Genomic DNA, 21,462 nt, shown 5'->3' on the forward strand with positions numbered 1-21,462 from the left:
GTATCTCGGTCCGATTGTATTCGATTATGATGTGCCGGCGCGCCCTGCCGCACCACGCCGGCGCAGACCGGCCAACGGCGGCGAACGGGTAACACGGGTAACCGAACCACAATTTCGCGGGGGTTTATGTCTTTCCGATCCGGGGTCAACGGCCGGCTTGCCGGCCTGCTGGTGGCGTGCGCCATCGGCGCGGGCGGCATGGTGGGCGCTAGCGGCGCTGCCATCGCATCCAATGCGGCCGGCGCTGCCGCCACTTCTGAAATCGGCGTCACCGCCGACACCATCCTGCTGGGACAATCCGCCGCGCTGACCGGGCCCGCTGCCTCGCTCGGCAAGCAGATGAACGCGGGCGCGCGGCTGTATTTCGATCACATCAACCAGCAGGGCGGCATCTACGGCCGCAAGATCCGCATCGAGGCGCTGGACGACTACTATGAGCCCGAGCCGGCCGCCAAGAACACCAGGAAACTGATCGAGGAAGACCGCGTCTTCGCCCTGTTCGGCTACGTCGGCACGCCCACCAGCCAGGCCGCGCTGCCGCTGGCGATCCAGGCGAAGGTGCCGTTCTTTGGCCCGTACACCGGCGCACGCTCGGTGCGCGAGCCGCGCAACCGCTACGTCTTCCACGTCCGCGCCGGCTACAACGACGAGGCCACGGCGATCCTGCGCCAGATCCAGACCACCGGCCTGAAACGCGTGGCCGTGGTCTACAACGATGATGCCTATGGCAAGGCCGAGCTCGAGGAGCTCGAGCGCGCGCTAAAGCCAGCGGCCGACAGCGGCGTGCAGCTGGTTGCGCGCGAGGCCGTGGTGCGCAATACGATGGAGATCGGCGACGCCATGCAGGGCGTGATCAAGGCGACGCCGGACGCCATCGTGATGATCAGCGCGTATCGCACGGCGGGCTCTTTCGTCAAGGAAGCGCTGCGCCGCGGCTACAACGGCCAGTTTTACAACGTCTCGTTCGTTGGCACGCAGGCGCTGGCCAACGAGGTCGGCGCCAAGGGCAGCGGCGTGATCATCTCGCAGGTGATGCCGCATCCGGGCAACGCCACGCTGCCGGTGGTGCGCGAATACCTGCGGCTGCTGCAGGCCGCCGGCCGGCCCAATGAGTTCGACTACGCCAGTATCGAGGGCTTCGTCGCCGCCAAGGCTTTTACCGAAGGCTTGCGCCGCGCTGGGAAGGACCTGACGCGCGAAAAGCTGGTGACGGCGCTGGAATCGATGCGCAGCCATGACCTGGGCGGGTTTATCGTCAACTTCACGCCGGAGAACCACGTGGGGTCGAAGTTCGTGGAGATGACGATTATTAATTCGAAGGGGCAGGTGATCCGCTGAGGCGCAGCTGCATCGCCAACGCAAAGGGGGCCCGAGGGCCCCCTTACCGTTTTGGGATCGCTGACCACCGCCCCTACTTCATGTCATTCAGGTGACACGCCGAAAACCGCAACGGCGCAATCTCCTTCAACATCGGCTGCTCCTCCCGGCAACGCGGCATCGCATAAGGGCAACGCGGGTGGAAGTGGCACCCCGGCGGCGGATTCAGCGGCGACGGGATCTCGCCGCGGATCGCCACGTAGGTTTTCTTGGCGACCTCCAGCTTGGGCGCCTCGGCCAGCAGTGCCTGCGTATACGGATGGTTTGGCGCGGCAAAGACATCCTCGGTCGGCGCCGACTCCACCACCCGCCCCAGGTACATGATCACCACGCGGTCGCTGATGTGCTTGACCACGCCCAGGTCATGGCTGATGAACAGGTAGGTCAGGTTCAGCTCTTCACGCAGCCGCATGAACAGGTTCAGTACCTGGGCCTGGATCGACACATCCAGCGCCGCCACCGACTCATCGCATACCAGGAATTCCGGCTTTACCGCCAGCGCCCGCGCAATGCCGATGCGCGCGCGCTGCCCGCCGGAGAACTGGTGCGGGAAGCGCCGCAGCACGGTCGGGTCCATGCCCACGCGAACCAGCATGTCTTCGACATAGGCCTTCTGCCCGCCGCGCTCGACCATGCCATGCACCACCGGCGCCTCGCCGACGATATCGAGCACGCGCAGCCGCGGATTGAGCGAGGCGTACGGATCCTGGAAGATCATCTGGATCGCGAGTTGCTTCTCGCGGCGCTTGTCCGGCGGCAGGTGGTCAAGGTTGGTGCCCCGCCAGAAGCGCTCGCCTTCGGTCAGCGTGTGCAGGCCCACGGCCATGCGGCCCAGCGTGGACTTGCCGCAGCCGGACTCGCCAACCAAGCCGACCACCTCGCCGGCACGGATGCTCAGGTCGACGCGGTCGACCGCATGCACCACCTCTTCGTGCGCATGGGCGCCGAACAGGTTGGCGATGCGCGCCGCGACATCGAGAGACTTGACGAAGCGCTTGGACACGCCGCGCAACTCCAGGATCGGCGCAGCTGGCGTGCCCCCATCGTCAGCGACCGTGTTCGTCATCGGTCGGGATTGCAGTTCGGTTGCGCTCATGCCGCCTCCTGGTTGGCCAGCACCGGATGGAAGCAGCGCAGGCGGCGGCCGTCGGCAGCGTTTTCCAGCGGCGGCTCGATCTTGCAGGCGGCAGTCGCGTACGGGCAGCGCTCGCGGAACGAACAGCCACCGGGCAGGTTAAGCAGCGACGGCGTCATGCCCGGGATCTGCCGCAGCGGAGTGCCGCGCGGATTGCGCGAGGGCGCCGAGCCGATCAGGCCGTGCGTGTACGGGTGCTCGGGATGCTCCAGCACCTGGCGCACGTCGCCCGCCTCGACGATCTTGCCGGCGTACATCACGCAGACCGTATCGGCCAGCCCCGCCACCACCGACAAGTCGTGGGTGATCCAGATCAGCGCGGTACCCGACTCGCGGCACAGTGTCTGCATCTCGTACAGGATCTGGCCCTGGATGGTGACATCCAGCGCGGTGGTGGGCTCGTCGGCAATGATCAGGTCGGGCTTGTTCAACAGCGCGATGGCGATCGCCACGCGCTGGCGCATGCCGCCCGAGAACTGGTGTGGGTAGGCCTGCAGGCGCTCGTCCGGCGACGGGATACCGACCCGCGCCAGCGCGTTGCGCGCGCGCTCGCGCGCCACCGCCTTGCCCACGTTCTCGTGCGCCAGCACCGCCTCGATCATCTGCGTGTCGATGCGCAGGACCGGGTTCAGCGTCATCATCGGGTCCTGGAAGATCATCGCGATGCGGTTGCCGCGCACGTCGCGCTGCTGCGCGGGCGTCAGCGCGCGCAGGTCGCGCGTGACGCCGTCGCGGCTGGTCAGTGCGATGCGGCCGTCGACGATCTTGCCGGGCGGGTCGATCAGTCCCATGATTGAATAGCCGGTCATGGACTTACCCGAGCCGGACTCGCCCACCAGCCCCATGATCTCGCCGCGGCCCACGGAGAAGGAAACGTCGTCGACGGCCTTGGCAATGCCGCCGCGCGTGTAGAAATGCGTTTTCAGGTGTTCGACCACCAGCGTCGGTTGTGCCATGTTCCGCTCCCCGTGTTTGCGTCCGTTATTGCGTCTGCAGACGCGGGTTGAGGACATCGCGCAACTGGTCGGCCACCAGGTTCATCGCCACGATGGTGACCACCAGCGCGATGCCCGGGAAGAAGCTGATCCAGTATTTGCCCGACAGCATGTACTGCTGGCCGTTGGAGATCAGCGAGCCCAGCGAGGGCTCGGTGACCGGCACGCCCAGCCCGAGGAAGGACAGCGTCGCCTCCAGCGTGATCGCCGAGGCCACCTGCAGCGCCGCGATCACGATCAGCGGCGGCAGGCAGTTGGGCAGCAGGTGGCGGAACATGATGCGCATCGGCGGCAGGCCCAGGCAGGTGGCCGCCTCGATATATTCCTTGCGCCGCTCCACCAGCGCCGCGCTGCGCGTGGTGCGCGCGTAGTAGGCCCACTGCACCGCCACCAGCGCGATCACGATATTGCCCAGCCCCGGGCGCAGGAACGCCAGCAGGATCAGCGCCAGCAGGATCGGCGGGAACGACAGCTGCAGGTCGGCCACGCGCATGATGAAGGCCTCGGTGCGCCCGCCCAGGAAACCGGCCAGCAGGCCGAGCGTGGCGCCCAGCAGCAGCGCGATCACGGTGCTGACCACGCCCACGCCGATGCTGATGCGCAGGCCGTACATCACCGCCGACAGGATGTCGCGGCCCTGCTCGTCCGAGCCCAGCAGGAAGGTCATGCCATCGCCGGCTTTCTCGCCCGGTGCCAGGCGCGCGTCGAGCACGTCCAGCGTGGCCAGGTCATATGGGTTTTGCGGTGCCAGCCACGGGGCCAGGATCGCGATCAGGATGATCGTGATCAGCGTCACCAGCCCGGCCACGGCGATCTTGCTGGAGAAGAACTCCGCCGCAAAGCGCCGCCACGGCGTTTGCTCACGCGCCGCGGCGGGTGCGCCGGGCAGCCCCGGCGCGTCCTTCGGCGTTTTGCCCTCTTGTTCCACGGATACGGCAGTCATGGCTCAGCCCTTGTTGTCGGCAATGCGCACGCGCGGATCGAGCATGCTGTAGACGATGTCCACCGCCAGGTTGATCAGGATAAACAGCGTTACGATCACCATCAGGTAGGCGACGATCACCGGCCGGTCGAGCAACTGGATCGAGTCGATGATCAGCTTGCCCATGCCGGGCCAGGCAAAGATCGATTCGGTCACGATCGCAAAGGCGATGATCGAGCCGAACTGCAGCGCGATCACGGTGACGATCGGGATCAGGATGTTCTTCAGCACGTGCACGCCGACGATGCGGGTGTTCGACAAGCCCTTGGCGCGCGCGAACTTGACGTAGTCCTGCAGCATCGCCTCCTGCGTGCCGGCGCGCGTGAGCCGGATCACCATGGCGATATTCAGCAGCGACAGCGTCACTGCCGGCAGGATCAGGTGGCGGATGCCGTCGACGGTCAGGAAGCTGAGCGGGATGCCGAGCACGCGCACGGTCTCGCCGCGCCCGTTGGACGGCAGCCAGCCGAGCTGCACCGCGAACACCATGATCAGCATCAGCCCGACCCAGAAGGTGGGCAGCGAGAAGCCCAGGATCGACACCGTCATGATCGACTTGCCGGCCACGCCGTTGGGCCGCAGCCCCGCCCACAGGCCGAGCGGGATGCCCAGCACGATGGCCAGCGTGATGGCGCAGATGGCCAGTTCCATGGTGGCAGGCATGCGCTCGAAGATGAGCTTGAGCGCCGGCGTGCCGTGCGCGAACGAGGTCCCCAAGTTGCCTTGCAGCGCGTTTTGCAGGAACACCCAGTATTGCTCCCACAGCGGCTTGTCCAGGCCCAGCGCCGCGATGGTGCGCTTGATGTCCTCCTGGTCGGCCTGCGGGTTGATCAGGATGTCGACGGGATTGCCGATGGCAAAGACGCCGAGGAAAACCAGCAGCGACATGACGAAGAGCACGACCACGCTCTGCATCAGGCGCCGGATGATAAAGACCAGCATGTTGGAACCACTATCCTTTCGCGCGCAAATGCGCGCCACCGCCGGGAAGCGCAAAAACGCTCCCGGGGGGCGGCGCGGCAGCCGTACGCGGCACCGCTAACTCGGCCAGCAGGCAATCCGCAGGCCGCGGTTCATGTAAGCGCTTCTTGGTGGCGCTTACTGGGGCTTGAAGTTATGCGCGTAGGTGCGCTCGTCGGTACGCGGCACGTAGACGATGCCCTTCTGCGTGGCCCAGGTGGTCACCTGCTGGTGGATCGGGATGATACCGCCATCGTTGATCGCGATCGCGGTGGCTTCTTGCAGCAGCTTGGAGCGCTCGCCATCGTCCACGGTGGACAGCGCCTTCTCCAGCACCACATCCATCTTGGGATTGCAGTACTCGCCCCAGTTGGTGGTGCCGAAGCCCTTCTTGCTGTCCTCGCACGCCAGCAGCGCGCGCAGCGGCGAGCTGACCTCGCCGGTCTGCGCGCCCCAGCCGAGCAGGCCGAACGACCATTCATGCTTGATGCCCTTGGACGAGTACGTCGCCATCGGCATGCCTTCCACCTTGGTGGCGATGCCGATGCGGGTCAGGTTCTGGGCGATGGTCTGCGCGATCTTCTCGTCGTTGACGTAGCGATTGTTGGGCGTATGCAGCGTCACGCCGAAGCCGTTGGGGTAGCCCGCCTCGGCCAGCAGCTTCTTGGCGCCCTCGGGGTCGTACTTTACGGTCTTCAGGTTGGGGTTGTAGCCGAACAGCGTGGGCGGCACCAGGTTGTTGGTCGGCTCGGACAGGCCTTCCATCAGCCGGTCCTTGATGCCCTGCCGGTTGATGGCCATGCTGATGGCGTTGCGCACGCGCGCGTCCTTCAGCGGGTTCTTGTCCATCGGCGCGCCTTCCTTGGTGGTGACGTAAGGCGACTTGTCGCGCTTGGCATCGAAGAACACGTAGATCACGCGGTGCGAGATCTTGGAGAAGAACGACAGCTTGGGATCCTGCCGCACCTTAGGCAGGTCAGGCGTGGGCACGTTCTCGATCGCCTGCACGTCGCCCGACAGCAGCGCCGCCAGGCGCGTGGCCGGGTTGGGGATAAAGCGCAGCGTCGCCTTGTCCCAGGCGGGCTTGGCGCCCCAGTAGTCGTTGTTGCGCACCAGTTCGACCCGGTCGTCGCGCGCATAGCTGACGAACTTGAAGGGGCCGGTGCCGATCATGCCCTTGCCCTGCGCGAAATCGTCGGAACTGAGCCCCTGCGTGGCCTTCTTCTGCACGATGAAGATCGACGTCAGGTCGTTCAGCATCAGCGGGTAAGGCTGGTTGGTAGTCAGCTGGATGGTGTACTTGTCGATCACCTTCTTGTTGACGATCGCCTTGGTGTAGACGTCGAACTTGCCCGGGCTGTTCTGGATGGTGGCCGGGCGGTCCAGCGACCAGACCACGTCCTCGGTAGTCAGCTCGGAGCCGTCGTGGAACTTCACGCCCTTGCGGATCTTGAATTCCCAGGTGAGGTTGTTGACCAGTTTCCAGGACTCGGCCAGGCCCGGGATGATGCGGCTGTCCGGGTCCATCTTGACCAGCGAGTCGAACACGTGCTCCGACACGTTGATATTGGAGAACAGGTTGTAGAAGTGCGGATCCATCGAGGTCGGCGGCGAACTCATGGCCAGTTTGAGGTCCGCGGCCTGGGCGTTGCCGGCGAATGCCAGGCCAAGGGCCCCGGTCACCGCGACCACACCAATTGCCTTCTTGAAAGTGCGAAGGGACATCGCGCAATTCTCCCTGTAGGAAGTGAAGCAGACGTAAGGATCGGCAATGCGCGCACACCACGGGTCACGCGGTGGCGCTGCGTTTTGGTGCGATAGCGCAACGCAAAGCAACGGATTTGCCGGCCGGGCACTTCAAGCATGAACTGTTCCAGCAGTGCACATGCCGCGGCAATGCGGGGAAACCCACCCGCGTGGCATATTGCACCGCGCCAAAACGGCGGCGGCGCATGTTTCGCCGCATTTTGGCGCTTTGCGGGCAGGCATCGTATGATCGGGGTATCCAACGCCTTGCGCTCCATGGCACAGGCCCCTTCCGCCCCAGACTCCGGCATCATGAAGCTCATACCCGAAATCCTGCAGGCGCAAGCCGAAATCCAGGCAATCCGACGCGACATCCACGCCCACCCGGAACTCTGCTTCGAGGAACAGCGCACCGCCGACGTGGTCGCGCGCAACCTGGAATCGTGGGGCATCGAAGTCCATCGTGGCCTGGGCACCACCGGCCTGGTCGGCGTGATCCGCAACGGCAGCAGCGGGCGCACCATCGGCCTGCGCGCCGACATGGACGCGCTGCCGCTGCAGGAAGCCAATACCTTCGGCCACCGCTCGCAGCACGCCGGCAAGATGCACGCCTGCGGCCACGATGGCCACACCGCGATGCTGCTCGGCGCGGCGCGCTACCTGGCGCAGCACAAGCCCTTTGATGGCACCGTGCACCTGATCTTCCAGCCGGCCGAGGAAGGCGGCGGCGGTGCGCGCGAGATGATCAACGACGGGCTGTTCGAACGCTTTCCGTGCGACGCGGTGTTCGGCCTGCACAACTGGCCGGGCATGCCGGTCGGTGCCTTCGGCACCCGCGCGGGCCCGCTGATGGCATCGAGCAACGAGTTCCGCATCGTCGTGCGCGGCAAGGGCGCGCATGCCGCGATGCCGCACAACGGCAACGACCCGGTCTTTACCGCCGCGCAGATCGTGTCGGCGCTGCAAGGCATCATCACCCGCAACAAGCGTCCGATCGACACCGCGGTGATCTCGGTCACGCAGTTCCATGCCGGCGACGCGACCAATATCGTGCCGGACCAGGCCTGGATCGGCGGCACGGTGCGCACGTTCACGGTGCCGGTGCTCGACCTGATCGAGCGGCGCATGGAAGAGGTCGCGCGCGCGGTGGCGACGGCGTTCGATTGCACCATCGAATACGAATTCCACCGCAACTATCCGCCGACGATCAACAGCGAAGCCGAGTCTGGCTTTGCCGCCACGGTGGCGGCCGAACTGGTCGGCGCGGCCAACGTGGACAGCGACGTCGAGCCCACCATGGGCGCCGAGGACTTCTCCTTCATGCTGCAGCACAAGCCCGGCTGCTACCTGTTCCTGGGCAACGGCGACGGCGCGCACCGCGAGTCCGGGCACGGCATCGGGCCCTGCATGCTGCACAACCCGAGCTACGACTTCAACGACGAACTGCTGCCGGTCGGCGCGACCTTCTTCGTGCGGCTGGTGGAGAAATGGCTGGCACCTGCGTGACGGCAGCACATCGACAATAACAGGGGGAGCTTCAGCGATGGGCCGCTCGGCGCTGGATCGCGAGACGGCGCGCAGCTTTGCGCGCGTGGCCATGGACAATGTCCTGCGCCGCTATCCGTACAAGGTGGATCACATGATGGCCGGCGCCGGCGACGTGGCGGAGCCGGCGACCTGGCATCCTGTGTTCTGCGGCAGCTATGACTGGCACTCCAGCGTGCACATGCACTGGCTGCTGGCGCGGATGCTGGCGCTGTTCCCTGACCTCGAGGACGCGCCGCGCATCCGCGAAACGCTGGACGCGCAGTTGCGGCCGCAGGGCATCGCGGTCGAACTGGACTATTTCCATCGGCCTGGTTCGCGGAACTTCGAACGCCCTTACGGTTGGGGCTGGATGCTGAAGCTGCAGGCGGAGTTGCTTGCCTTGTCGCAACAGGACGCGCAGGCGGCCGCCTGGGCTGCGGCGTGCGCGCCGCTGGCCTCCCATCTGGCGCGGCAACTGGCGGATTTCCTGGATGCGGCGGATTTCCCGGTGCGCACCGGTACTCACTACAACAGTGCTTTCGCACTGGTGATGGCGCTGTCCTATGCACGGACTCACCAGGATCTCGCCCTGCGCCGCGCCATCGTGCGGCGCGCGCACCGCTGGTTCGCGCATGATCGGAAATATCCGGCGCGCTATGAACCCGGCGGCGACGAGTTCCTGTCGGGCGGCATGACAGAGGCCGTGTTGATGCACGCCGTGATGGACGGCAGCGCTTTCGCGGAATGGTGGGAACTGTTCGTGCCGCCACAGGCGGAACTGGCCAACTGGCTGACGCCGGTCGAGGTCGGCAATCGCAGCGATCCCAAGACCTCGCACCTGGACGGGCTCAATCTGTCGCGCGCCTGGTGCTGGCGCTTGCTGGAACCGGCGCTGCCCGAGCCACTGCGGCCCCTGGCTATCCGTGCCTGGTCAGACCATATCGACGCTTCGCTGCCCCAGGCCGTCGAGGGCCAGTATGTGTCCACGCACTGGCTGGCGTCCTTTGCGGTGCTCGCCATGGCCGAGCCGATCGGCGGTTGAGCTTGCTTGCGTCAGCGCGCCGGCCATCAGTCCAGTGCGATATCCCCGTACCAGGATTCCGCCTTGCTCTTGGTGTTGTCGGTATCGGTCATGATGCCGACCGCAATGACGCGGCCCGGGTCCGTCCCGAACGCCTTGCGGTAGTCGGCGCGCAGGTCGCGTTCATGGCATCGCCACTCATTGGTGTGCTTCATACCGCTATCTACCACGATCATGCGCACACGGTCGGTATGGGGATTTGACAGCACGGTACCTTCCACACGCCTGCCGCCCCAGATGTACATCAGCGTGGCGTAAGGCATTTCGCGGCCGGTGGTAAGCCGGGCCATCTCGTACATCAACTGGTCTTTCAGCGGCAGGCCGCCCTTGTCGCCATCGAAGGCGACGAAAAGGCGCAGCGGCGAATCCTCGCGCGGGCCATGGCTGTTGTCGGCGTTGCGGATGATGCCGCTGGTCTTCCAGGTCCAGCGCAGCATGCCGGCATCGCGGTCGCGCAGCGGCACGTAGAGGCCGGAGGCCGAGCTTTCGGCCTGCGCATGAACGACCACGCGCTGGTCGACCTCGGCCATCGAATAGCGGGTGGGGACCTTGTTGCGGTTGATGGTCCAGGGCTGCCAGCCGATCGGCAGCTGATCGCGGCGCTCTGCGGCGGAGAACAACGGCAGCGTGGCGAGGATCGGGGGCGGTGCGGCGTCGTCGGGCTCACCGTCTTCACCGGATTCCGCCTCGACCGCGCGGGTATTGGCGGCGCTCAGCGGATTGTGCGACGACACGGCGCGCGCTTCGGCTACCGCCTGCGCCGCCGCGTGTGCGGACATGCGCCTGGCGAAAGCCTGGCAATCGATCGCGGAACTGGCGGCCGTGGGGGCCTTATCGCCTGAGGGAACCGCGGAAGTTGGAGGAGTGGAAGCGCATCCTGCCAGCAGCAGCGCGCCGGCGGCGCCGGTGAAAACCAGCCGAAACACCTTGGCCGTCATGTAACCCCTCGAATCCCGAAACCGGCCTTGCTTCCTGGGCGAAGGCCTGGCTATTGCTCACTGCTTGCTGCAAAACGCTGTTGCAAACGACTTCGTGCCGAGCGTGGGCACTTGGGTGTCGAACATAGCAGAAGGTCGGCGCCGCCGGAATGCTGGACGACCCGGCATGCAGCACGAAAACAACGACCGGCAACGGCCAGAGGGTCACATGGAAGGAGCATGAGATGCGCACGCCCCCAAAGCAAAAACCCCAGCCTGTTAGGGCTGGGGTTCTGCGGTATAAGAGCCTGGCGATGACCTACTTTCACACGGGTAATCCGCACTATCATCGGCGCGGAGTCGTTTCACGGACCTGTTCGGGATGGGAAGGGGTGGTTCCAACTCGCTATGGTCACCAGGCATAAGGGGTTGCAACGCTGGGGTTGAGGCCAACGCTGCGAATAGGGATGTAGTTGGGGTTGTGCGTCTTGTGTCAACTGTTTCGGCACAGTCGCGATCACACACACCAGGTAAAACACACTGGTTATAGGATCAAGCCTTACGGGCAATTAGTACTGGTTAGCTTAACGCATTACTGCGCTTCCACACCCAGCCTATCAACGTCCTGGTCTCGAACGACCCTTCAAGGAGGTCAAGCCTCCAGGGAATCCTCATCTTCAGGCGAGTTTCCCGCTTAGATGCTTTCAGCGGTTATCTCTTCCGTACATAGCTACCCTGCGATGCCTCTGGCGAGACAACAGGTACACCAGCGGTACGTCCACTCCGGTCCTCTCGTACTAGGAGCAGCCCCCGTCAAGATTCCAACGCCCACGGCAGATAGGGACCAAACTGTCTCACGACGTTTTAAACCCAGCTCACGTACCTCTTTAAATGGCGAACAGCCATACCCTTGGGACCGGCTACAGCCCCAGGATGAGATGAGCCGACATCGAGGTGCCAAACACCGCCGTCGATATGAACTCTTGGGCGGTATCAGCCTGTTATCCCCAGAGTACCTTTTATCCGTTGAGCGATGGCCCTTCCATTCAGAACCACCGGATCACTATGTCCTGCTTTCGCACCTGCTCGACTTGTCGGTCTCGCAGTTAAGCACGCTTTTGCCATTGCACTTTAGGTACGATGTCCGACCGTACCAAGCGTACCTTCGAACTCCTCCGTTACACTTTGGGAGGAGACCGCCCCAGTCAAACTGCCTACCATGCACTGTCCCCGACCCGGATTCACGGGCCAAGGTTAGAACCTCAAACAAACCAGGGTGGTATTTCAAGGACGGCTCCACGTGAACTAGCGTCCACGCTTCAAAGCCTCCCACCTATCCTACACAGATCGGTTCAAAGTCCAATGCAAAGCTACAGTAAAGGTTCATGGGGTCTTTCCGTCTAGCCGCGGGGAGATTGCATCATCACAAACACTTCAACTTCGCTGAGTCTCGGGAGGAGACAGTGTGGCCATCGTTACGCCATTCGTGCAGGTCGGAACTTACCCGACAAGGAATTTCGCTACCTTAGGACCGTTATAGTTACGGCCGCCGTTTACCGGGACTTCAATCAAGAGCTTGCACCCCATCATTTAATCTTCCGGCACCGGGCAGGCGTCACACCCTATACGTCCACTTTCGTGTTTGCAGAGTGCTGTGTTTTTATTAAACAGTCGCAGCCACCATTTTATTGCAACCCCGTCACCCTTCTGGCGCAGGCCAGTCAAGCTACCAGGGCGTACCTTATCCCGAAGTTACGGTACCAATTTGCCGAGTTCCTTCTCCCGAGTTCTCTCAAGCGCCTTAGAATACTCATCTCGCCCACCTGTGTCGGTTTGCGGTACGGTCTCGTATGACTGAAGCTTAGAGGCTTTTCTTGGAACCACTTCCAATTGCTTCGCAGCACTAGGCCGCTCGCCCCGCATCCTTGAATTCCGCGCCCGGATTTGCCTGAGCGCCTTCTCCAATGCAGGGACCGGGACTTCCAACACCCGGACAACCTTCCGCGATCCGTCCCCCCATCGCATCATACGACGGTGCAGGAATATTAACCTGCTTCCCATCAGCTACGCATCTCTGCCTCGCCTTAGGGGCCGACTCACCCTACGCCGATGAACGTTGCGTAGGAAACCTTGGGCTTACGGCGAGGGGGCCTTTCACCCCCTTTATCGCTACTCATGTCAGCATTCGCACTTCTGATACCTCCAGCATCCTTTACAAGACACCTTCACAGGCTTACAGAACGCTCTCCTACCACGCACTTGCGTGCGTCCGCAGCTTCGGTGACTGGCTTAGCCCCGTTACATCTTCCGCGCAGGACGACTCGATCAGTGAGCTATTACGCTTTCTTTAAAGGGTGGCTGCTTCTAAGCCAACCTCCTGACTGTTTTAGCCTTCCCACTTCGTTTCCCACTTAGCCAATCTTGGGGACCTTAGCTGGCGGTCTGGGTTGTTTCCCTCTTGACACCGGACGTTAGCACCCGATGTCTGTCTCCCGTGATTGCACTCTTCGGTATTCGGAGTTTGCTATGGCGGGGTAATCAGCAATAGACCCCCCAACCATGACAGTGCTCTACCCCCGAAGGTGACACACGAGGCACTACCTAAATAGTTTTCGGAGAGAACCAGCTATTTCCAGATTTGTTTAGCCTTTCACCCCTATCCACAGCTCATCCCCTAACTTTTCAACGTTAGTGGGTTCGGTCCTCCAGTACGTGTTACCGCACCTTCAACCTGGCCATGGATAGATCATCTGGTTTCGGGTCTACACCCAGCGACTCAACGCCCTGTTCGGACTCGCTTTCGCTACGCCTTCCCTAATCGGTTAAGCTTGCCACTGAATGTAAGTCGCTGACCCATTATACAAAAGGTACGCCGTCACCCCCGAAAGGGCTCCGACTGTTTGTATGCATGCGGTTTCAGGATCTATTTCACTCCCCTCCCGGGGTTCTTTTCGCCTTTCCCTCACGGTACTGGTTCACTATCGGTCGATCACGAGTATTTAGCCTTGGAGGATGGTCCCCCCATCTTCAGACAGGATTTCACGTGTCCCGCCCTACTTGTCGTACACCTAGTTCCACAACGCTGTTTTCGCATACAGGGCTATCACCTGCTATGGCCGGGCTTTCCATCCCGTTCTGCTAACAATGCTGCTAAAGAGTACAAGGCTCTTCCCATTTCGTTCGCCACTACTCTGGGAATCTCGGTTGATTTCTGTTCCTGCAGCTACTTAGATGTTTCAGTTCGCCGCGTTCGCTTCCCACACCTATGAATTCAGTGTGGGATGACCCATACGGGCCGGGTTTCCCCATTCGGACATCTCCGGATCAAAGCTTGTTTGCCAGCTCCCCGAAGCTTTTCGCAGGCTACCGCGTCCTTCATCGCCTGTGATCGCCAAGGCATCCACCACATGCACTTGTTCGCTTGACCCTATAACGAGTGTGTCTCGATCGCTCGAAGACCTCGCTACAGGATGAGTTCTCGCATTTGTGCCGTATTCCAAGTCATCTTTCGATCACTTAAATACATTTTGGTTGATACAATCACAACCCGGTATCGCGTTGGTACTGCAGCGTCTCATCAACGCTCGCGCGACACCTTTACTACATCCCATATTGTTAAAGAACAGCCGATCGTTAGATCGCTTGGCAATGCCAAATGCAAACGCTCAATGCTAAGCGCTTGCATTTGACCACCAATCCAAGGTACCAGGCCCATCGAAGCGATGGTGGAGGATGACGGGATCGAACCGACGACCCCCTGCTTGCAAAGCAGGTGCTCTCCCAGCTGAGCTAATCCCCCGCATGGATAACTTGGTGGGTCTGGTAGGACTTGAACCTACGACCCCCGCCTTATCAAGACGGTGCTCTAACCACCTGAGCTACAGACCCTTGGCTGTAACAGCAAACAAACCGATAAGTGTGAACGCTAGGCTTGAGACACAAGCCTCTGGAAAGGAGGTGATCCAGCCGCACCTTCCGATACGGCTACCTTGTTACGACTTCACCCCAGTCATGAACCCTGCCGTGGTAATCGCCCTCCTTGCGGTTAGGCTAACTACTTCTGGCAAAACCCACTCCCATGGTGTGACGGGCGGTGTGTACAAGACCCGGGAACGTATTCACCGCGGCATGCTGATCCGCGATTACTAGCGATTCCAGCTTCACGTAGTCGAGTTGCAGACTACGATCCGGACTACGATGCGTTTTCTGGGATTAGCTCCCCCTCGCGGGTTGGCAACCCTCTGTACGCACCATTGTATGACGTGTGAAGCCCTACCCATAAGGGCCATGAGGACTTGACGTCATCCCCACCTTCCTCCGGTTTGTCACCGGCAGTCTCTCTAGAGTGCTCTTGCGTAGCAACTAAAGACAAGGGTTGCGCTCGTTGCGGGACTTAACCCAACATCTCACGACACGAGCTGACGACAGCCATGCAGCACCTGTGTCCACTTTCCCTTTCGGGCACCTAATGCATCTCTGCTTCGTTAGTGGCATGTCAAGGGTAGGTAAGGTTTTTCGCGTTGCATCGAATTAATCCACATCATCCACCGCTTGTGCGGGTCCCCGTCAATTCCTTTGAGTTTTAATCTTGCGACCGTACTCCCCAGGCGGTCAACTTCACGCGTTAGCTACGTTACTGAAGAAATGAATCCCCAACAACTAGTTGACATCGTTTAGGGCGTGGACTACCAGGGTATCTAATCCTGTTTGCTCCCCACGCTTTCGTGCATGAGCGTCAGTGACGTCCCAGGGGGCTGCCTTCGCCATCGGTATTCCTCCACATCTCTACGCATTTCACTGCTACACGTGGAATTCTACCCCCCTCTGACATACTCTAGCCTTGCAGTCACAAGCGCCATTCCCAAGTTAAGCTCGGGGATTTCACGCCTGTCTTACAAAACCGCCTGCGCACGCTTTACGCCCAGTAATTCCGATTAACGCTCGCACCCTACGTATTACCGCGGCTGCTGGCACGTAGTTAGCCGGTGCTTATTCTTCCGGTACCGTCATCGACCCGGGGTATTATCCCAGGCCATTTCTTTCCGGACAAAAGTGCTTTACAACCCGAAGGCCTTCTTCACACACGCGGCATTGCTGGATCAGGGTTGCCCCCATTGTCCAAAATTCCCCACTGCTGCCTCCCGTAGGAGTCTGGGCCGTGTCTCAGTCCCAGTGTGGCTGATCGTCCTCTCAGACCAGCTACTGATCGTCGCCTTGGTAGGCTCTTACCCCACCAACTAGCTAATCAGACATCGGCCGCTCCTGTAGCGCGAGGCCTTGCGGTCCCCCGCTTTCACCCTCAGGTCGTATGCGGTATTAGCTAATCTTTCGACTAGTTATCCCCCACTACAGGGCACGTTCCGATGTATTACTCACCCGTTCGCCACTCGCCACCAGGCCGAAGCCCGTGCTGCCGTTCGACTTGCATGTGTAAGGCATGCCGCCAGCGTTCAATCTGAGCCAGGATCAAACTCTTCAGTTCAATCTCTGTGTGGACCCTCGCGGGTCCTCGCTCTTTCGAGCGGTCGCTCACTCTCAGAAAACTGACTGACCAGATCCGAAGATCCAGTCACGTTTTGCTGTGCGAGCACTGATAACTTTTGAAGCAACACTGTCCGAAGACAGCGGCGTCCGCTACCCAGCGCCCACACTTATCGGTTGTTTGGTTGTTAAAGAACCCGGTCTTTCGACCTCGCCTCCGGCTTTGCCGTTTGCGTCGCTGCGTCAGCAGCAGAGAAAGAGATTATGCAGAGCTTTCTTCGTTTCGTCAACCGTTTCAGCAATCTTTTTTTGCTGCGGTCAGCGCTGCAAACCTCGCTGCGCCAACCTCCCGGCCGACCCCGCAACCCTTGCTGCGCCTGCTTTGCAGCGCTGCGTTGTGTTGCGAGGGGGCGAATAGTAGGCCGGATCCGCGCACCTTGCAACACCTTTGTCACAACGTTCGGTTAAAGGGTTCCGGGATTATCTGGTAACCCTTTGAGCAATAAAGGGAATCCCGAGATTTGCAGGTGCAGGCGCGTGTTAATACCCCCTCGCTGCCCTCGGGTATTCCCCTATCAAGTTCTCAGCGATGCTGGAAATTCGGGCTGCGCTTCTCGACGAAAGCGGCCATGCCCTCCTTCTGATCTTCACTGGCGAAGGTGGCATGGAACAGCCGGCGCTCGAAATGAACGCCTTCGGCCAGCGTGGTCTCATAGGCGGCGTTGACCGACTCCTTGATCATCATCACCACCGGCAGCGAGAAGCCGGCGATGGTTTCAGCGGCAGCCAGCACCTCGTCCAGCAGCTTATCGGCCGGGACCACGCGCGACACCAGGCCCGAGCGCTCGGCTTCGGCGGCATCCATCATGCGAGAGGTCAGGCACAGGTCCATGGCCTTGGCCTTGGACACCGCGCGCGGCAGGCGCTGGGTGCCGCCGGCGCCGGGCATGGTGCCGAGCTTCACTTCCGGCTGACCGAATTTAGCCGAGTCGGCCGCGATGATGATGTCGCACATCATCGCCAGTTCGCAGCCGCCGCCCAGCGCGTAGCCAGCCACGCCGGCAATCACCGGCTTGCGGATCTTGCGGATGGTTTCCCAGTTGCGGGTGATGTAGTCCCCCTTATAGACGTCCATGAAGGAGTACTTGGCCATCATGCCGATGTCGGCGCCGGCGGCGAAGGCGCGCTCGCTGCCGGTAATGACGATGGCGCCGATGCCCTCATCCTGGTCAAAGGCCGTCAGCGCGGCCCCCAGTTCGTCCATCAGCGCGTCGTTGAGCGCGTTCAGGGCCTTCGGGCGGTTCAGCGTGACCAGGCCAACACGGCCGCGCGTCTCAACCAGGATGTTTTCGTACGACATGTCTTCTCCTCTGTGCGTAAGTGAGTCAATTTCTTATCCAGCGAGACAATACGCGTGTCGCGTGCCACCTGTCTCGAGATCTGATCCTCGAAAAATCAATGACTTATGGCGTCTCTCGCCGTCTGATTTGCAGGCTATTCTGCCACCTAACTTGAGAGTCGATGGAATTCTTGCCAGACAAGGGTCGTAGGAAACCCCGACCCGACCCATATACTTTCCTCACCGGCATTCGAGCCCATTCAAGGGGCTCCAGTGTTTGACATAGGAGGGTAAGCCATGAAGATCGTCGTCATCGGTGGGTCCGGCCTGATCGGCTCGAAGACCGTCCCAATTCTGCGCCAGGCCGGCCACGAGGTCGTCGCCGCCTCGCCCAAAAGCGGTGTCAACAGCATCACCGGCGAGGGGCTCAAGGAAGCCATGGCCGGCGCGCAGGTGGTGATCGACCTCGCCAATTCGCCGTCGTTTGAAGACAAGGCGGTGCTGGAATTCTTCGAGACCTCCGGCCGAAACCTTCACGCGGCGGAGGCCGCAGCGGGCGTCCGGCACCATGTTGCGCTTTCCATCGTCGGAATCGACCGGACGCCCGACAATGGCTATTTCCGCGCCAAGGTCGCCCAAGAGAAACTGATCGAGACCTCCGGCATTCCCTACACCATCATCCGCTCGACCCAGTTCATGGAATTCCTCGGCGGCATCGCCGATTCAAGTGCGGATGGGAACATCGTCAGGCTTTCGCCCGGTCTGTTCCAGCCCATCGCGGCGGACGACGTTGCAGCCATCGTTGCCGATGTGGCGCTCGCAGCGCCGCTAAACGGCATCGTCGAGATCGCGGGTCCGGAACCAGCGCCATTCAACGAAATCGTCGCCCGCTATCTGAAGGCGGTCGGCGACCCGCGGGAGGTCGTGCGCGACCCCGAGGCCCGATACTTTGGCGGCCGGGTCGAGGAGCATTCGCTCGTGCCGTTGGGCGAGGCGCGCCTCGGCCGCATCGGCCTCGACGAATGGCTCCGCCTCTCACAGGCAGGACCCTGATACCGCATCGCCAACCTTCGCTTTGATTTGCCCGCCCGCGCGCCACGCAGGTGGCGCGCGACAACCCCCGCATGTAAATTAGTGCTACCATTTGCCGACCGACTGGTCGGTTTATTTTAGAGGCACCAGCCCGCGCCGACCGCGAGCACATATAGGCAGGAGACAGCCCAATGCCCCCGATGTCCACGCCCGCTGGCCAGCCGGTCAGCGTAGATGTCGGCCCGGTCTTGCTGCAATGGCAAGGCCCGGTCGCCGTGATCACACTCAACCGCCCCGACAAGCTCAACAGCTTCACTCGCGAGATGCACAAGGCGCTGCAGCAGGCACTCGACCACGTCGAAGCCGGCGGCGCGCGCGCCCTGCTGCTGACCGGAGCCGGCCGCGGCTTCTGCGCCGGCCAGGACCTGGCCGACCTCGACTTCACGCCCGGCCACATGACCGACCTGGGCGAACTGATCGATACCTGGTTCAACCCGCTGATCCGCCGGCTGCAGGCCCTGCCGCTGCCGGTGGTGGCGGCGGTCAACGGCACCGCGGCCGGTGCCGGCGCCAACCTGGCGCTGGCCTGCGACATGGTGCTGGCGGCGCGCTCGGCCACCTTCATCCAGGCCTTCGTCAAGATCGGGCTGGTGCCGGATTCAGGTGGCACCTGGCTGCTGCCGCGGCGCATCGGCATGGCGCGGGCGCTCGGACTGGCTATGACCGGCGAGCGCCTCTCCGCAGAAGAAGCCGAGAAGTGGGGCTTGATCTGGGAAGCCATGGACGACCCGCTGCTGCCCGAACAGGCGTTGGCAATGGCCACGCACCTGGCCGGCCAGCCGACGCGGGCGCTCGCTGCGATCAAGCGCGCCATGTACGCCAGCACCACCGCCACGCTGGACGCCCAGCTCGATATGGAACGCGACCTGCAACGCGAACTCGGCCAGTCCGCCGACTATGCCGAAGGCGTCAACGCGTTCCTCGAAAAGCGCGCCGCGCACTTCACCGGCAAGTAGGTCGCCCACCCTGCACGATATAGGAGACACGCTTGAAACAGGACCCCCAGGCCCTCGCCGAAGCGGCCGCAACCGCCATGTACGAAGCCGATACCTGCAGCCGCTGGCTGGGGATCACGATCGAAGCCGTCCGGCCCGGCTACGCTCGGCTGACCATGCCGGTGCGCAAGGAATTCCTCAACGGACACGGCATCTGCCACGGCGGCCTGATGTTCACGCTGGCCGATTCGACCTTCGCCTTCGCCTGCAACAGCCACAACATCAATACCGTGGCGGCGGGCTGCAGCATCGAGTTCCTCAAACCCGTGCACGGCGGCGACGTGCTGACCGCCGAAGCGGTCGAGCAGATCCTGTCCGGCCGGCACGGCATCTACGACATCCGCGTGACCAACGCCGCAGGCCAGGTAGTGGCGATGTTCCGCGGCAAGTCTGCGCACATCAAGGGACATGTAGTGCCGCCACCAGACGGCGCCTGACCGAATCCCGCAGACACCTACGACAAACGCCCCCTGTGCAGGAGACGACATGAGCACGCGCCTGACAGATCTGCCCCTGGATCCGATCGAGTCCGCCAGCCGCGCCGAGTTGCAGGCGTTGCAGCTGGAAAGGCTGAAGTGGTCGCTCAACCACGCCTACAGCAACTCGCCGGTGTACCGCCGCAAGTTCGACGAAGCCGGCGTCCATCCCGACCAGTTGCGCTCCCTGGCCGACCTGGCGCGCTTCCCGTTCACCAGCAAGCAGGACCTGCGTGACAACTACCCGTTCGGCATGTTTGCCGTGCCGCAGGACCGCGTGGCGCGTGTCCATGCTTCGTCCGGCACCACCGGCAAGCCGACCGTGGTCGGCTACACGCTCAAGGACATCGATAACTGGGCCACGGTGATGGCGCGCTCGATCCGCGCCTCGGGCGCGCGGCGCGGCGACAAGGTGCATATCAGCTATGGCTACGGACTCTTCACCGGCGGGCTGGGCGCGCACTATGGGGTGGAAAAGGCTGGCCTGACCGCAATCCCCTTCGGCGGCGGCCAGACCGAGCGCCAGGTGCAACTGATCCTGGACTTCAAGCCCGAGGTGATCATGGTCACCCCGAGCTACATGCTGGCGATCGCCGACGAGTTCGAGCGCCAGGGCATCGACCCGGCCAGCAGTTCGCTGCAGGTGGGCATCTTCGGCGCCGAGCCGTGGACGCCGGAGATGCGGCTGGCGATCGAGAAGCGCATGGGCATCTCGGCGGTCGATATCTACGGCCTGTCAGAGGTGATGGGCCCGGGCGTGGCCAATGAGTGCGCCGAGACCAAGGACGGCCCGACCATCTGGGAGGACCATTTCTACCCGGAAGTCATCGACCCGGATACCGGCGAAGTGCTGCCCGACGGCGAGTTCGGCGAACTGGTGTTCACCTCGCTCACCAAGGAGGCGATGCCAGTGGTGCGCTACCGGACCCGCGACCTGACCCGGCTGCTGCCCGGCACGGCGCGTGCGGCATTCCGCCGCATGGAGAAGGTCACCGGCCGCACTGACGACATGATGATCGTGCGCGGGGTCAACGTGTTCCCGTCGCAGATCGAGGAACTGATCCTCAGGCACGCCGAGTTGGCGCCCCACTACCAGTGCGTGCTGAGCAAGGACGGCCGCATGGACGCGCTGACCGTGCGCGTGGAGTGCGCCCACGGCAGCCAGCCGGCGCTGGCGCATAAGGCGCGCGAGCGGCTGGCGCACGAGATCAAGGCCTATATCGGCGTGACCGCCGGCATCGAAGTGCTGCCCGAGGGCGGTATCGAGCGTTCGGTGGGCAAGGCGCGGCGTATCGTCGACCAGCGCCCGCGCTAGGCGCCGGCGACCGCGAAAAAAGGGCGCTCGATGGCGCCCTTTCG

Annotated in this window: 14 protein-coding genes, 2 tRNA genes and 3 rRNA genes; 7 read left to right on the top strand and 12 right to left on the bottom strand. The window is 62.6% G+C overall.

The window, feature by feature from the left end; all coding sequences use genetic code 11:
- Window positions 1-126: 126 nt before the first annotated feature.
- Entirely contained in the window at window positions 127-1,338 is a 1,212-nt protein-coding gene (locus AC10V3_RS18220) for an ABC transporter substrate-binding protein (protein ID WP_022536703.1), read from the top strand.
- 73 nt (window positions 1,339-1,411) lie between these two features.
- Here AC10V3_RS18220 and AC10V3_RS18225 read toward each other — a convergent pair whose 3' ends face one another.
- The 5 genes from AC10V3_RS18225 to AC10V3_RS18245 all read right to left on the bottom strand — a co-directional run bounded on the left by AC10V3_RS18225 (window position 1,412) and on the right by AC10V3_RS18245 (window position 7,174).
- The gene (locus AC10V3_RS18225) at window positions 1,412-2,443 is read right to left on the bottom strand and encodes an ABC transporter ATP-binding protein (protein ID WP_041681614.1); all 1,032 of its coding nucleotides are present in this window, start codon (window positions 2,441-2,443) and stop codon (window positions 1,412-1,414) included.
- 26 nt (window positions 2,444-2,469) lie between these two features.
- Window positions 2,470-3,468 (bottom strand): ABC transporter ATP-binding protein, encoded by a 999-nt coding sequence (locus tag AC10V3_RS18230; RefSeq protein ID WP_022536705.1) that lies wholly within the window; start codon window positions 3,466-3,468, stop codon window positions 2,470-2,472.
- 25 nt (window positions 3,469-3,493) lie between these two features.
- Complete coding sequence (locus AC10V3_RS18235) at window positions 3,494-4,450, bottom strand: ABC transporter permease (RefSeq protein ID WP_022536706.1); 957 nt, start codon at window positions 4,448-4,450, stop codon at window positions 3,494-3,496.
- Between the two features lie 3 nt (window positions 4,451-4,453).
- Window positions 4,454-5,431, bottom strand: a complete 978-nt coding sequence (locus tag AC10V3_RS18240; RefSeq protein WP_022536707.1) for an ABC transporter permease — start codon at window positions 5,429-5,431, stop codon at window positions 4,454-4,456.
- A gap of 156 nt (window positions 5,432-5,587) precedes the next feature.
- Complete coding sequence (locus AC10V3_RS18245; RefSeq protein WP_022536708.1) at window positions 5,588-7,174, bottom strand: ABC transporter substrate-binding protein; 1,587 nt, start codon at window positions 7,172-7,174, stop codon at window positions 5,588-5,590.
- A gap of 333 nt (window positions 7,175-7,507) precedes the next feature.
- Here AC10V3_RS18245 and AC10V3_RS18250 point away from each other — a divergent pair, with 333 nt between their 5' ends.
- Together AC10V3_RS18250 and AC10V3_RS18255 are read left to right on the top strand one after the other, a co-directional pair.
- Window positions 7,508-8,701, top strand: coding sequence for a M20 aminoacylase family protein (locus tag AC10V3_RS18250; protein ID WP_022536709.1), 1,194 nt, complete (start codon window positions 7,508-7,510; stop codon window positions 8,699-8,701).
- 37 nt (window positions 8,702-8,738) lie between these two features.
- Complete coding sequence (locus AC10V3_RS18255) at window positions 8,739-9,764, top strand: DUF2891 domain-containing protein (RefSeq protein WP_022536710.1); 1,026 nt, start codon at window positions 8,739-8,741, stop codon at window positions 9,762-9,764.
- Between the two features lie 26 nt (window positions 9,765-9,790).
- Here AC10V3_RS18255 and AC10V3_RS18260 read toward each other — a convergent pair whose 3' ends face one another.
- The 7 genes from AC10V3_RS18260 to AC10V3_RS18290 all read right to left on the bottom strand — a co-directional run bounded on the left by AC10V3_RS18260 (window position 9,791) and on the right by AC10V3_RS18290 (window position 17,561).
- Window positions 9,791-10,741, bottom strand: coding sequence for a DUF3047 domain-containing protein (locus AC10V3_RS18260; protein ID WP_022536711.1), 951 nt, complete (start codon window positions 10,739-10,741; stop codon window positions 9,791-9,793).
- 285 nt (window positions 10,742-11,026) lie between these two features.
- Window positions 11,027-11,140: ribosomal RNA gene (gene rrf / locus AC10V3_RS18265) — 5S ribosomal RNA — on the bottom strand.
- Window positions 11,141-11,268: 128 nt separating this feature from the next.
- A 23S ribosomal RNA gene (locus AC10V3_RS18270) occupies window positions 11,269-14,147 on the bottom strand.
- A 296-nt stretch (window positions 14,148-14,443) separates the two neighbouring features.
- A tRNA-Ala gene (locus tag AC10V3_RS18275) sits at window positions 14,444-14,519 on the bottom strand.
- A gap of 12 nt (window positions 14,520-14,531) precedes the next feature.
- A tRNA-Ile gene (locus AC10V3_RS18280) sits at window positions 14,532-14,608 on the bottom strand.
- Window positions 14,609-14,670: 62 nt separating this feature from the next.
- Window positions 14,671-16,202: ribosomal RNA gene (locus AC10V3_RS18285) — 16S ribosomal RNA — on the bottom strand.
- Together the 16S, 23S and 5S rRNA genes with 2 tRNA genes alongside form the textbook arrangement of a ribosomal RNA operon.
- 582 nt (window positions 16,203-16,784) lie before the next feature.
- Window positions 16,785-17,561 (bottom strand): enoyl-CoA hydratase, encoded by a 777-nt coding sequence (locus tag AC10V3_RS18290; protein ID WP_022536712.1) that lies wholly within the window; start codon window positions 17,559-17,561, stop codon window positions 16,785-16,787.
- Window positions 17,562-17,837: 276 nt separating this feature from the next.
- On the opposite strand from AC10V3_RS18290, the gene AC10V3_RS18295 reads away from it, so the two are divergent.
- The 4 genes from AC10V3_RS18295 (at window position 17,838) to paaK (ending at window position 21,418) form a co-directional block, all read left to right on the top strand.
- Window positions 17,838-18,593 (top strand): SDR family oxidoreductase, encoded by a 756-nt coding sequence (locus AC10V3_RS18295; protein ID WP_022536713.1) that lies wholly within the window; start codon window positions 17,838-17,840, stop codon window positions 18,591-18,593.
- A gap of 170 nt (window positions 18,594-18,763) precedes the next feature.
- Window positions 18,764-19,588 (top strand): 2-(1,2-epoxy-1,2-dihydrophenyl)acetyl-CoA isomerase PaaG, encoded by an 825-nt coding sequence (gene paaG / locus AC10V3_RS18300; protein WP_022536714.1) that lies wholly within the window; start codon window positions 18,764-18,766, stop codon window positions 19,586-19,588.
- A gap of 32 nt (window positions 19,589-19,620) precedes the next feature.
- Window positions 19,621-20,064, top strand: coding sequence for a hydroxyphenylacetyl-CoA thioesterase PaaI (paaI, locus tag AC10V3_RS18305; protein WP_022536715.1), 444 nt, complete (start codon window positions 19,621-19,623; stop codon window positions 20,062-20,064).
- A 49-nt stretch (window positions 20,065-20,113) separates the two neighbouring features.
- Window positions 20,114-21,418 (top strand): phenylacetate--CoA ligase PaaK, encoded by a 1,305-nt coding sequence (gene paaK, locus AC10V3_RS18310; RefSeq protein ID WP_022536716.1) that lies wholly within the window; start codon window positions 20,114-20,116, stop codon window positions 21,416-21,418.
- The last annotated feature ends 44 nt before the right edge of the window (window positions 21,419-21,462 follow it).

It is taken from the genome of Cupriavidus sp. PB-02 (assembly GCF_058252315.1).

Coding starts and splice junctions, on each gene's coding strand:
- AC10V3_RS18220 (WP_022536703.1), top strand. CDS start 127: ATGTCTTTCCGATCCGGGGTCAACGGCCGGCTTGCCGGCCTGCTGGTG.
- AC10V3_RS18290 (WP_022536712.1), bottom strand. CDS start 17,561: ATGTCGTACGAAAACATCCTGGTTGAGACGCGCGGCCGTGTTGGCCTG.
- AC10V3_RS18245 (WP_022536708.1), bottom strand. CDS start 7,174: ATGTCCCTTCGCACTTTCAAGAAGGCAATTGGTGTGGTCGCGGTGACC.
- AC10V3_RS18235 (WP_022536706.1), bottom strand. CDS start 4,450: ATGACTGCCGTATCCGTGGAACAAGAGGGCAAAACGCCGAAGGACGCG.
- AC10V3_RS18225 (WP_041681614.1), bottom strand. CDS start 2,443: ATGACGAACACGGTCGCTGACGATGGGGGCACGCCAGCTGCGCCGATC.
- AC10V3_RS18250 (WP_022536709.1), top strand. CDS start 7,508: ATGAAGCTCATACCCGAAATCCTGCAGGCGCAAGCCGAAATCCAGGCA.
- paaK (WP_022536716.1), top strand. CDS start 20,114: ATGAGCACGCGCCTGACAGATCTGCCCCTGGATCCGATCGAGTCCGCC.
- paaG (WP_022536714.1), top strand. CDS start 18,764: ATGCCCCCGATGTCCACGCCCGCTGGCCAGCCGGTCAGCGTAGATGTC.
- AC10V3_RS18260 (WP_022536711.1), bottom strand. CDS start 10,741: ATGACGGCCAAGGTGTTTCGGCTGGTTTTCACCGGCGCCGCCGGCGCG.
- AC10V3_RS18295 (WP_022536713.1), top strand. CDS start 17,838: ATGAAGATCGTCGTCATCGGTGGGTCCGGCCTGATCGGCTCGAAGACC.
- AC10V3_RS18230 (WP_022536705.1), bottom strand. CDS start 3,468: ATGGCACAACCGACGCTGGTGGTCGAACACCTGAAAACGCATTTCTAC.
- AC10V3_RS18255 (WP_022536710.1), top strand. CDS start 8,739: ATGGGCCGCTCGGCGCTGGATCGCGAGACGGCGCGCAGCTTTGCGCGC.
- AC10V3_RS18240 (WP_022536707.1), bottom strand. CDS start 5,431: ATGCTGGTCTTTATCATCCGGCGCCTGATGCAGAGCGTGGTCGTGCTC.